This window comes from Algiphilus sp., from assembly GCF_023145115.1.
GTDB lineage: Bacteria > Pseudomonadota > Gammaproteobacteria > Nevskiales > Nevskiaceae > Algiphilus.
Genome location: NZ_JAGLEJ010000001.1, coordinates 98,015 through 109,692 on the forward strand (window position 1 = coordinate 98,015; position 11,678 = coordinate 109,692).

Annotated in this window: 10 protein-coding genes; 8 read left to right on the plus strand and 2 right to left on the minus strand. The window is 71.2% G+C overall.

Going from position 1 to position 11,678, the window contains the following annotated elements; genetic code table 11:
* Positions 1-15: 15 nt before the first annotated feature.
* Positions 16-990 (minus strand): NADPH:quinone oxidoreductase family protein, encoded by a 975-nt coding sequence (locus KAH28_RS00415; RefSeq protein ID WP_290573820.1) that lies wholly within the window; start codon positions 988-990, stop codon positions 16-18.
* Between the two features lie 117 nt (positions 991-1,107).
* On the opposite strand from KAH28_RS00415, the gene KAH28_RS00420 reads away from it, so the two are divergent.
* From KAH28_RS00420 to moaA, 6 genes are all read left to right on the plus strand, one after another.
* Positions 1,108-2,880 (plus strand): PDZ domain-containing protein, encoded by a 1,773-nt coding sequence (locus KAH28_RS00420; RefSeq protein WP_290573821.1) that lies wholly within the window; start codon positions 1,108-1,110, stop codon positions 2,878-2,880.
* Positions 2,877-3,530 carry a glycerol-3-phosphate 1-O-acyltransferase PlsY gene (plsY, locus tag KAH28_RS00425; RefSeq protein ID WP_290573822.1) on the plus strand — a complete coding sequence of 218 codons (654 nt, stop codon included), beginning with the start codon at positions 2,877-2,879 and terminating at the stop codon, positions 3,528-3,530. Before KAH28_RS00420 ends, plsY begins: the two co-directional genes overlap by 4 nt.
* On the plus strand, positions 3,506-4,477 hold the full coding sequence (locus KAH28_RS00430; protein WP_290573823.1) for a biotin--[acetyl-CoA-carboxylase] ligase: 972 nt from the start codon (positions 3,506-3,508) through the stop codon (positions 4,475-4,477). Before plsY ends, KAH28_RS00430 begins: the two co-directional genes overlap by 25 nt.
* Positions 4,474-5,178 carry a type III pantothenate kinase gene (locus tag KAH28_RS00435; RefSeq protein WP_290573824.1) on the plus strand — a complete coding sequence of 235 codons (705 nt, stop codon included), beginning with the start codon at positions 4,474-4,476 and terminating at the stop codon, positions 5,176-5,178. Before KAH28_RS00430 ends, KAH28_RS00435 begins: the two co-directional genes overlap by 4 nt.
* Before the next feature lie 34 nt (positions 5,179-5,212).
* On the plus strand, positions 5,213-6,019 hold the full coding sequence (locus tag KAH28_RS00440; protein WP_290573825.1) for an HAD family hydrolase: 807 nt from the start codon (positions 5,213-5,215) through the stop codon (positions 6,017-6,019).
* 65 nt (positions 6,020-6,084) lie between these two features.
* A complete protein-coding gene (gene moaA / locus KAH28_RS00445; RefSeq protein ID WP_290573826.1) occupies positions 6,085-7,122 on the plus strand; it encodes a GTP 3',8-cyclase MoaA in 1,038 nt (345 codons plus the stop codon).
* Between the two features lie 89 nt (positions 7,123-7,211).
* Here the strand turns inward: moaA and KAH28_RS00450 are convergent, their stop codons facing one another.
* A complete protein-coding gene (locus KAH28_RS00450; protein WP_290573827.1) occupies positions 7,212-8,762 on the minus strand; it encodes a hypothetical protein in 1,551 nt (516 codons plus the stop codon).
* Between the two features lie 241 nt (positions 8,763-9,003).
* Here KAH28_RS00450 and KAH28_RS00455 point away from each other — a divergent pair, with 241 nt between their 5' ends.
* Together KAH28_RS00455 and KAH28_RS00460 are read left to right on the plus strand one after the other, a co-directional pair.
* The gene (locus tag KAH28_RS00455; RefSeq protein WP_290573828.1) at positions 9,004-10,251 is read left to right on the plus strand and encodes an imelysin family protein; all 1,248 of its coding nucleotides are present in this window, start codon (positions 9,004-9,006) and stop codon (positions 10,249-10,251) included.
* A gap of 20 nt (positions 10,252-10,271) precedes the next feature.
* Positions 10,272-11,669 carry an HTTM domain-containing protein gene (locus KAH28_RS00460; RefSeq protein WP_290573829.1) on the plus strand — a complete coding sequence of 466 codons (1,398 nt, stop codon included), beginning with the start codon at positions 10,272-10,274 and terminating at the stop codon, positions 11,667-11,669.
* Positions 11,670-11,678: the final 9 nt, after the last annotated feature.

Here is an 11,678-nt window from a genome sequence, read left to right on the forward strand (position 1 = left end):
CCGCGGCCGGCCGGCTCAGGGCAGAAGCGCGATCTTGCCGTTCACGCGCCGTGCGCGCATGTCGGCCAGCGCCTGAGCGGCTTCCTCCAGCGGATAGGTCTTCGAGATGTGCGGCCGCAGCTTGCCCTCGCTGAACCACGCGAAGAGCTGCTCGAAGTTCTCGAAGTTGACCTTGGGCTCGCGCGCCACGAAGGCGCCCCAGAACACGCCCACCGCCGAGGCCCCCTTGAGCAGCAGGCGGTTCAGCGCGACCTCGGGAATGCCGCCGGCCGCGAAGCCGATCACCAGATAGCGACCGCGCCAGTTGATCGCCGAGAAGCAGTCCTGCGCGAGATCGCCGCCGACCGGATCGAAGATGACATCGGCACCCTGGCCGTTGGTGCGCTTCTTGACCTCGTCCTTGAAGGAGCCGTGCGAATAGTTGATGGTCTCGTCGGCGCCGTAGTGGCTGGCCAGCGACAGCTTCTCCTGCGTGCTGGCCGCGGCGATCACGCGCGCGCCCATGAGCTTGCCGATCTGCACCGCCGCCAGACCGACGCCGCCGCCGGCGCCGAGCACCAGCAGCGTCTCGCCCTCGGCGAGCGCGGCGCGCTGACGCAGCGCATGGATGACGGTGCCGTAGACCAGCGGAAATGCCGAGGCCTGCGAATAGTCCATCTCGCGCGGGATGGGCATGACGGCCTCGCCCGGCGCACAGGCCTGATCCGCGAATCCGCCCACCTGCACCAGCGCGGTGACGCGGTCGCCCGGACGCACGTGGCGGATCTTCTCGCCCACCGCGATCACCTCGCCGGCGACCTCGGAGCCGGGGATGAAGGGCGGCTCGGCGCGCAGCTGGTAGCGCCCCTCGACGATCAGCGTGTCCGGGAAGTTGACGCCGCATGCGTGCACCTTGATGCAGACCTCATTCGCCTTGGGCTCGAGATCCGGGCGTTCCTCGACGGCGAGATCGTCGGGGGGACCGAGGGACTTGCAGACGACGGCGCGCATTGCGTTCTCCTGGGGCAGCGCGTGATTTGACGCGAGTGTAGCCAAAAGCCGGCGGTACGGTCCGGCGAAGCGCAACGCTACAATGCCAGCCCTTTCGCCGCAGGACGGGCAAGCGTCTTGGCCAAGCCTTCGCTGCACTTCCACATCCGGCTCGCCGACCCGCAGGCCCATCGCCTGCGCCTGCAGTGCCGCATCGCGGAACCGCAGGCCGACGGTCAGGTGCTGCGCCTGGCGAGCTGGACCCGCGGCAGCTACCTGGTGCGCGACTTCGCGCGCCACATCACCTGGCTGCGCGCCGAGAGCCACGGCCAGCCGGTGTGCTGGCAGCGTCTGGACAAGCGCAGCATCCGCCTCGCGCCGTGCGACGGGCCGCTGGTCGTCGAGTACGAGATCCACGCCTTCGACCCCAGCGTGCGCAAGGCCTATCTCGACGACAGTCGCGGCTTCATCAACGGCACCTCGGTGTTCTGGCGCGTGGAGGGCCACGACGGCGCCGTCGGCGTCACCATCGAGCCGCCGCCGCTCGAGGACTGGTGCGCCGCCACCACGCTGACGCCGGTGGACACCGACAAGCGCGGCTTCGGCGACTTCCGCGCCGACGACTGGGAAGACCTCGTCGATCACCCGCTGAGCTTCGGACCGCTGCGACGGGTGCGCTTCGCGGCCGACGGCATCGACCACGAGCTCGCCTTCACCGGCCTGCTGCCGCCGGCGCTGGACGAGGCACGCCTGCGCGAGGATCTGACGCGGGTGTGCGAGACCCAGCGCGCGCTCTTCGGCAACGAACCGGCGCTGGCGCGTTACCAGTTCCAGACCGCGGTCACCGCCGACAGCTACGGCGGCCTCGAGCACCGCAGCTCCTGCGCGCTGGTGTGCGCGCGCGATGCACTGCCCCTGCAGGGCGAAACCGAGCGCAAGGCCGCCTATCGCGAGTTCCTCGGGCTGTGCAGCCACGAGTACTTCCACCTCTGGAACGTCAAGCGCATCACGCCGGAAGCCTTCGCGGCATCCGATCTCGGCGCCGAGGCTTACACCCGCGATCTGTGGGCCTACGAAGGGGTCACCAGCTACTACGACGACTACATGCTGCTGCGCGCCGGCTGCCTGAGCGTGCAGGAATATCTCGACCTGGTCGCGCGCACCATGACCCGCGTCGGGCGCACGCCCGGCCGCCAGCTGCACAGCCTGGCCGAGTCGAGCTTCGAGGCGTGGACCAAGTTCTACCAGCCCGACGAGAACCTCCCCAACGCCACCGTCAGCTACTACGCCAAGGGCGCGCTCGCCGCCCTGCTGCTGGACCTGCGCCTGCGCCGCGACGGCGATACCAGTCTCGACGCCGTCATGCGCAGGCTCTGGCAGGACCACGGCGCCACCGGCACGCCGGCGCCGGAGGGCGCGCTGGAGCGCGCCGCGCGCGCGCTGTCGGGCATCCCGGAGCTCGGCACCGACCTGCACGGCTGGCTGCGCGGCACCGGCGAGCTGCCGCTGCCCGAGATGCTGGCCGCGTTCGGCATCCGCTGCGAGCACGACGTCGACGATCAGCATCCCGAGCGGCAGGCCCGCGTCGGGCTGCGCCTGCGCCCGGAGAGCGCCGTGCTGGCCGGCGTGGTCGAGAACAGCCCGGCGCAGCGCGCAGGCCTGGGCGGCGGCGACGAGCTGGTGGCACTCGGTAGCGCCCGCGTCACCGCGCACAACATCAGCGCGCGCCTGCTCCGGCTGCGCCCCGGTGAACCGGTGACGGCGCACTACTTCCGCGACCACCAACTGCGCGAGGCACTGCTGGCACCGGAAACCCCGCTCGCCGATGCCTTCCGGCTCAGGCTCGACGACGACGCCGACAGCGCGGCGCGCGCGCGGCGTGCCGCCTGGCTCGGCGAGGCCGCGGCATGAGCCCGTTCCTGGCCGGTGTCCTGTGCGCCCTCGGCGGCTACCTGCTCGGCACCGTGCTGGGCGGGTCGCTGATGGCACGCCTGCGCGGTGTCGATCTGCGCAGCAGCGGCTCGGGCAACGTCGGCGCCACCAATGCGCTGCGCGCCGGCGGTGCGCGACTCGCCATTCCGGTGCTGGCCATCGACATCGGCAAGGGCGTGCTGGCGGTGCTGCTGCTGCCGTGGCTGCTCGGCGGCGCCGCCAATCCGGAGCCGCTCGGCTTCATCGCCGGCGTCGCGGCGGCGGTCGGCCACTGCTATCCGGTGTGGACCGGCTTCCGCGGCGGCAAGGGCGTGGCGACACTGGCCGGCGTGTTCGCGGTGCTGCTGCCGGGCATCTTCGCGATCATGCTCGGCGTCTTCCTGCTCACCGCGCTCGCCACCGGCTACATCGGCCTGGCCAGCACGCTGGCCGCGGTCACGGCGGTGGCATGCGGCCTGATCGTGCCGGCCGATCAACTGCCCGACGGCGCCGCGCCCTTCGTTATGGCGATGGCGGCGCTGGTCATCTTCAAGCACCGCGAGAATCTGCAGCGCCTGCTGCAGGGCACCGAGGTGCGCATGGAGCGCATCGCGCTGCTGCGGCGATGGCTGATCCGCAACCGGAACTGAGCGCGCTGCTGCGCGCGCTCGCCGACGGCGACTGGCACTCCGGCGAGCAGCTCGCCATGCGCGCCGGCTGCTCACGCGCGGCCCTGGCCAAGCGCGTGGCGCGCCTGAAGCGCGACTACGCACTCGACATCGCCGCCACCGCGGGCCGCGGCTATCGCCTCGCCGAGCCGCTGGATCCGCTCGATGCCGAGGCCATGCGCGATGCGCTGCGCGCGCGCACCGACACCGTCACCGTGCTCGATACCGTCGATTCGACCAATCGCTGGCTGCTCGACGCCCCGCCGAGCGCCGATCCGCAGGTCTGCACCGCGGAGATGCAGAGTGCCGGCCGCGGCCGGCGTGGCCGGGACTGGGCGTCGCCGTTCGGCCGCAGCCTGTATCTGTCGGTGTCGTGGCACTTCGCGCACACGGCGGCTGCGCTCGGCGCCCTCCCGCTGGCGATGGGCTGCGCCGCGGCCGACGCGCTGGAGGCCGCCGGCGCGCGCGCGGTCGGCCTCAAGTGGCCGAACGATCTGGTGGTCGACGGTGGCAAGCTCGGCGGGCTGCTCATCGAGGCGCGCGGCGAGATGGGCGGCAGCTTCCGCGTGGTGGTCGGCCTGGGCGTGAACGTATACCGCCATGCCGGCCTCGATGCCCTCGATCAGCCGGCCGTGGCGCTTGCCGACTGCGTGACCGGCGCGCCGCCCGCGCGCAGCGCGCTGTGCGCGGCGCTCGCGGACGCCATGCTGGCGGGCTGCGCACGCTTCGCCGAGCAGGGTCTCGACGCGTTCCGCGATGCCTTCGCGCGCCGCGACGTGCTGCGCGACCGCCCGGTGACCGTGCACGCCGCCAGCGCCTGGCAGGGCATCGCGCGCGGGGTGGACCCGAGCGGCGCGCTGCTGGTGGCCGACGCCACCGGGGCACTGCAGGCGGTGCACGCCGGCGATGTCTCGGTGCGACCGGCATGAGCCGGGTGCTGATCGACATCGGCAACACCCGTCTGAAGTGGCGCGCGGGCGACGCCGCGGCGGTGGCGTGGCACGCCCACGACGGCGACCCGGTGACGGCGCTGCGGACGCTGCCGGCACTGGCGGGCGCGGAAGTGCTGATCGCCCAGGTCATGGGCGCGACCACGCGCGACGCGCTGCGCGCGGCCGCCGCGGCGGCCGGCGCGAGCGCGGTACGCTTCGCGGATACCGAAGCCGAGCGTGACGGGCTGCGCATCGCCTACGACGACCCCGCGCGCCTGGGGGTGGACCGCTTCCTGGCCATGCTGGCGCTGTGGCGCGAGCTGCGCGGCCCCTTCCTGGTGGCCAGCGCCGGCACCGCGCTGACGGTCGACATCGTGGACGCCGAGGGCCGCCATCTGGGCGGCTACATCGCCCCCGGCCTGCACGCCATGCGCAGCGCGGTGCTCGACCGCACGCGCTTTCCGCACGCCTTCGACGCGCCGGCCGACGGCCGCCCCGGCACCAGCACGGAGGGCTGCGTGGCCGAGGCCGCGCTGGCGGCATCGCTGGGTCTGCTGGAGCGCTGCCGGCGCGACCATGACGGCCCCGCCTTCCTCAGCGGGGGCGACGCCGCCACGCTGCTGCCGCACCTCGACCCGACGGCATGGCAGACCCGCGAGCACGTGGTCCTGGACGGCCTCGCCGCGCTCGACGCCTGACCGCGCCGCCGGACTGCGGCATGCTGGGTCCATCATGAGCATCCTCCAGCTGCCGCACGCACCGCCCCGCATCCTGCTGTTCGACTGGCACGCCACGCTGGTCGACACGCTCGACGCCATGTACCACGCGGTCGACGACGTGCTGCCCCGGCTGGCCGAGCTGGGCCTGGTCGAGCGCCTGCTCAGGCCGGAGGACTCCAAGACCGTCGAGGACGCCAAGCTGGTCAAGTACGTGCGCGAACACGCGCGCCTGCACCCCAAGATCCGCGCCGAACGCAAGATCTCGCGCACCGACATCTTCGAGGTGCTGTTCGGCCCCGACCAGGAGGCCAAGAAGATCATCCACGCCGCCTTCGACGCGAGCTACGCCAAGGTCTTCGGCGAGGTCCATCCGCTCGAGCCCGACGCGCGCACGCACCTGCAGGCGATGCGCGACAGGGACCTGCAGCTGGGCGTGCTGTCCAACCGCAGCCGCCAGTTCATGGCGCACGAGATCTTCGCGGTGGACGGCACCGGCTGGGTGGATCTCTTCGACTGCATGGCCTGCGGCGACGACGTGGCCCACCGCAAGCCCGAGCCGGACCTCATCCTCAAGGCGCTGGCCGACCTCGACGCGGAACCGAACCTCGGCTGCTGGTACATCGGCGACAGCACCACCGACGTGATCTCGGCGGCGCGCGCCGGCGTCACGCCGATCTTCTACAACGGCGCCGGCTGGGATCAGGACTGGATCGACCACATCTTCCCGCAGACCGTGCGTCACCCCTACGCGCCGCACGCAGTGGTGCGCGACCTGCCCGAGCTGCTGGCGCTGGTCGAGCAGTTCCTGGCCGTCAGCTGAGGCGTTGCCGGGCACGCCGAGGCGCGTGCGATACTGGGAGGTCGTTCCGCAGCCGTGCCGCGCCCGTGCAGCCAGCCGATGTCCTACCGCTCACGCAGATTCCGGACGCCCTCGGGCGGCCGCTGCGCGACCTGCGCATCTCGCTGACCGACCGCTGCAACTTCCGCTGCACCTACTGCATGCCGCGCGAGCGCTTCGGCAGCGAGCACGCCTTCCTGCCGCGCTCGCACCTGCTCCGCTTCGAGGAGATCGAGCGTCTGGGCCGGCTGTTCGCCGAGCTGGGCGTGCGCAAGCTGCGCCTGACCGGCGGCGAGCCGCTGCTGCGCCGCGACCTGGAGACGCTGATCGCCAAGCTCGCGCGCATCCCGGGCATCACCGACATCAGCCTCACCACCAACGGCTCGCTGCTCGGCGCGAAACGCGCGAAGGCGCTGGCCGATTCCGGCCTGGGCCGCATCACGGTCAGCCTCGACGCCATCGACGACGGCGTCTTCCAGCGCATCAACGACGTCCGCTTTCCGGTCGCACCGGTGCTGCGCGCCGTGGAGCACGCGCAGGCCGCCGGGCTGGGGCCGGTGAAGATCAACGTGGTGGTGCAGCGCGGCGTCAACGACGACCAGATCGAGCCGCTCGCCGCGCACTTCCGCGGGACCGGCTGCATCCTGCGCTTCATCGAGTACATGGACGTCGGCACCACCAACGGCTGGCGCCTCGACGAGGTCGTGCCGGCCGCGGAGATCGTCGAACGCATCCACGCGCGCTGGCCGCTGGAGGCGGTGGCGCCGAACTATCCGGGCGAGACCGCCAACCGCTGGCGCTTCGCCGACGGCACCGGCGAGATCGGCGTCATCGCCTCGGTCACGCAGCCCTTCTGCGGCGGGTGCACGCGCGCCCGGCTGTCGGCCGAGGGACAGCTCTTCACCTGCCTCTTCGGCAGCCGCGGCCACGATCTGCGGGCGCTGCTGCGCGACGGCCGCTCGGACGACACCATCCGCGAGACCCTGCACGGCATCTGGGGCGCGCGCGCGGACCGCTACTCGGAACAGCGCAGCAGCGAGACCACCGGCGACGCGAAGGTGGAGATGTCCTACATCGGCGGCTGAGACCGCCGCCGGCACCACCCTGAACGAGAACGCCGGCCCGCCGCGTTGGCGACGGGCCGGCGCGATGATCGCCGCGCTGACGCGGGTCTCTAGTCGCTCAGACCGTCGATCAGCACGAAGCGGACGCCGGCCGGATCGTTGGCGCGGGTGCCGGTCGCCAGCTTGCCGTCGGCCGACAGCTCGGCGGTGAAGAACTGCTGCTCGACCGCCGTGCCGGTGTTGGTGACCTCGTCGTGCGGCAGCAGGATCAGGCCGTCGTCGTCCACCGAAGTGTCGAGCTCGCCGTCCGCGGTGAGCACGTAGATCGCCGGCACGCCGCCGTAGTAGCCGACGTGCACGCTGCGGTCGTCGGGCAGCATCACCATGTCGCGGCCACGCTCCTCGGTGGAGATCTCCTCGGCGTCGGCCGGGTCGGTGCCCTCGGACTGGATGGCCTGCGTACCGGGCGCGTCGGGATTGCCGTAGTCCGGATCGATGCCCGTGCCATCGAGCACGCGGAAGGCGACCAGGTCGTTCTCGTCGGTGTCGTCGTAGACGGACAGCGGACCGGTATCCGGAGCGGTGCCGGCGTTGGCACGGCCGTAGCCGGTGGTGACGTAGTCGCCGTCGGACTGCGCGACGGCGGCGTAAGCCTCGGCGAAGCCACCGGCTGCCCGGAACGGATTGAAGATCGCGACCCCGTCCTGGGCAGGGATGGCCGGCGGAGCCGGCACCACGAACCCGCCGAAGTCGGTGTCCAGGGAGCCGTCCGGGCTGAGCTTGATGAGCACGACGTGATTGCTCTGGCCGTCACCGAAGTTCGTGTAGCCGACGCTGAGGATGCTGCCGTCGGCCTCCAGGCTGGCGCGGCGCGCGTTGTCGGTGCTGTTCTCGCCGCGGGGCGTGCTGTAGGCAAAGGCTGCGCCGCCGCTGAAACCGGCGTCGACCGTGCCGTCGTCGGCCATCAGGCGCGTGACGTAGCGATCGCGGTCGGTGGCCTGGGCACCACCGAAGGTCTCGCCGTTGGCAGCGGGACCGTAGCCGTTGACCACGACACGCTCCTCGTCACCGGTGGTATCGAGCAGGAGATCGTAGGCGGTGTCGCTCGGGGCGCCGTCCGGGAAGGCACCGTTGTCCGCGTTCGCCCAGCCGAAGACGACCTCCTGTACGCCGGCCGCGAGGCCGCTGCCGGCGCCACCGTCGTCGCCGTAGCCGGCGTCGATGGCGAAGTCGCTGTCGGCGTCGAGTCGCACCAGATAGACACTCTGGCCGGACTCGCCATCGGCCGCGTTGACGACGAACAGGAGATCGCCGTCGGCGAGCTCGACGATGCCGTAGGGCACCTCGTCGCCACCATCCTTGATATTGAGGCTCAGGACGCCGTCGGTCCCGAAATCGGTGTTGACGCTGCCGTCGTCGTTGTAGCCGAGGATGACGGTGCGGTCGTCCTCCTGGTCGCTGTAACCGATGGCGTATATGCCGCTGCTGGCGTGGACGATGCCGTTGATGCCGTTGGCATCGGCCGAGTCGCGCTGAACGATGCTGATCGACGGCTCAGGGTCCGGCGAAGAGCCGCCATTGTTGTTGCTGTCGCTGCAGGCGACCAGCATCACGGGCAGCAGCGCAGCGGCCCAGATCGGGTTGTTTGTACGAGTGTTCATGATTTAACGAGAACGCTTCTCATGTGTATGGGGATTCACTTTTTGCCCGAAGGTCATTAGATTGTCAAATGGTATTGATAGCGAGTTGCTATTCGATGCGCGATAGACGCCTGCTCCGCCGCGCGCGGGAGGCACGTACAACCACGACCGTCGCCGTCGCGGCGCCGTCCCGAACGGACCGCCCGGCGGACATCCGCTGCCCGCCGGCCCGCCCGCTCCAACCGAACCCGAGTAACGCGCCATGACGTTGTCCCGATTCCGCTCCCTCCCCGCGCTCGCGCTTGCCTTCCTGCTGACGGGATGTCCGTCCGACGACTACCGCGACTTCGGGTCCGGCGACGACGGCGAGCCGGGCGGCGGCGATCTGATCGGAGACGACGCGCGCAGGGCCGTGCTCGCCGACATCGGCGCCGGCATCATCCTGCCGTCGCTGCGCGCGTTCGAGGAGTCCGCCGACACGCTGCAGTCGGCAGTCACCGCCCACGCAGCTGCACCGGCGCAGGCACAGGCGCTGGACGAAGCGCGCGCCGCCTGGCGCGCCGCCATGCAGCGCTGGCAGCGCAACGAGGCGCTGCAGGTCGGTCCGGCAGGCCGCAACACCGGCCTCGACGCGACGCCGGGTGGCGCCGGCCTGCGCGACCGGATCTACACCTACCCGTTCCGCACGCCGTGCTCCATCGACCAGGCCGCGCTCGACGATGCCGCCGTCGACGAGAACACCGCCATCACCATCCGCGGGCTCGGTGCGCTGGAGTATCTGCTGTTCTTCGAGGGCGTCAACCCGGACTGCCCGCCGCCGGACGGCGCCGATCTCGCCGCCAAGCGCGCGCAGTACGCCGAGCGGGTCACCGACACCATTGCCGCCACCGCCGGCGAGCTGGTCGCGCGCTGGTCACCCGACGGCGACGACTTCCTGTCGGAATGGTCGAGCGCCGGCGCGGGCAGCGGAACCTACATGCGGCCGCAGGCCGCACTGGACGCGCTGTCGGTGGCGCTGTTCTACGTCGAGAAGGAAACCAAGGACCGCAAGATCGCCGGTCCCACCGGTATCGGCGCCACCGGCGTCGATCCCTGCGGCGACGCCAACTGCCCCGAGCGGCTGGAATCGCGGCTGTCGATGACCTCGGGCGCCAACATCCGCGCCAATCTCGCGGTGTTCCGCGACGTCTTCACCGGCGTCGAAGACGGCATGGGCGTGAACGACCTGCTGCGCGGCATCGGCCGCGACGATCTCGCCGACGAGGTGATCGCCGAGCTCGACGACACGCTGGCGCAGCTCGACGCGCTGGAAGCGGGCTTCGATGCCGCCGTGCTCGCCATCCCGAGCAACGAGGCCTGCATCAACGCCAGCGCCAATCCGGACGGCGGCGGCGTGCCGGCCTGCGCCCTGCATGGCTATATCAGGCGCGCCATGGACACCTTCCGCGGCCCCATCGTCGCGGCGCTGTCGCTGGCCACGCCCAACGCCGCCGCCGGCGACAACGACTGACCCGCTGCGCCGTGACACGCATGCAGAGCCTGCACCGACGGCTGAACCAGCCGCTGGACATCGCCGCGCTGGCGGTGTTCCGCATGCTCTTCGGCGGGCTGATGTTCGTCGGCACGCTGCGCTTCATGGCCTGCGGCTGGATCGAGCAGCTCTACATCGCGCCCGGTTTCCACTTCAAGTACTGGGGTTTCGAGTGGGTGACCGTGCCCGGCGCCACCGGGCTCTATCTGCTCTACGGCGGCATCGCGCTGAGCGCGGCGCTGGTCGCGCTGGGTGCGTTCTACCGCATCGCCATCGTCGCGTTCTGGTGCCTGTTCACCTACGCGGAGCTGATGGATGTCACCTACTACCTCAACCACTACTACTTCGTCAGCCTGCTGGCGCTGATCCTGTGCGTGCTGTCGCCGCACCGGGCGTGGTCGGTGGATGCCTGGCGGCGACCGGCGCTGCGCCGGGACACGCTGCCGGCATGGCAGACCGGGTGGCTGCGCTTCCAGGTCGGCGTGCTCTACATCTTCGCCGGCCTCGCCAAGTTCGAGACCGACTGGCTGCTGCACGCCCAGCCGCTCAACATCTGGCTGCCGCCGCTGTCGGGCATGCCGCTGCTCGGCCCCTTCCTCGACGACACCTGGGTGCACTACGCCTTCTCGTGGTTCGCCTTCGTCTTCGACACCACCATCATCGGCTTCATGCTGTGGCGCGTGACACGGCCCTTCGCCTTCGCGGTGATCGTGGTCTTTCACCTGTTCACGCACCTGTTCTTCGCGATCGGGCTGTTCCCGTTCATCATGGTGTTCGCGGTGCTGGTGTTCTTCGAGCCGGACTGGCCGCGGCGCTGGATCACCGGCTGGCGACGACTGTGCGGGCGAACGGCGGCGCGCCGTCCGGCGCCGCCGCCCGCGCCGGCAACGGGCTGGCGACCGGCGGGCGCGGCCTTCGCCATCGCGGTCGCCGGCTTCTGCCTGATCCAGGTCCTGCTGCCGCTGCGGCACTGGGCCTACCCCGACACCGTGCTGTGGCACGAGCAGGGCATGCGCTTCTCGTGGCGGGTGATGCTGCGCGAGAAGGCGGGCTCGCTGGCCTACCGCGTCGCGCTGGCCGACGGCCGCACCGTGGTCGTGAGCCCGCACGACTATCTCACCGAGCTGCAGTACCGCGAGATGGTGGGGCAGCCCGACCTGATCCTGCAGCTCGCCCACCACATCCGGGATGACTTCAACGCCCGCGGCCTGGGACCGGTCGCGGTCCGTGCCGACGCACGCGTGTCGCTCAACGGGCGCGCTGCCGCGCCGCTGATCGACCCCGAAGCGAACCTCGCCGCCATCGACGACGGCATTGCCGAAGCGCACTGGATCACCGACGCGCCGACGCAACCACCCCCACTGCAGCGCACCCTTCGCCTGAGCGCGGCGCGCTAGCACGCCCCA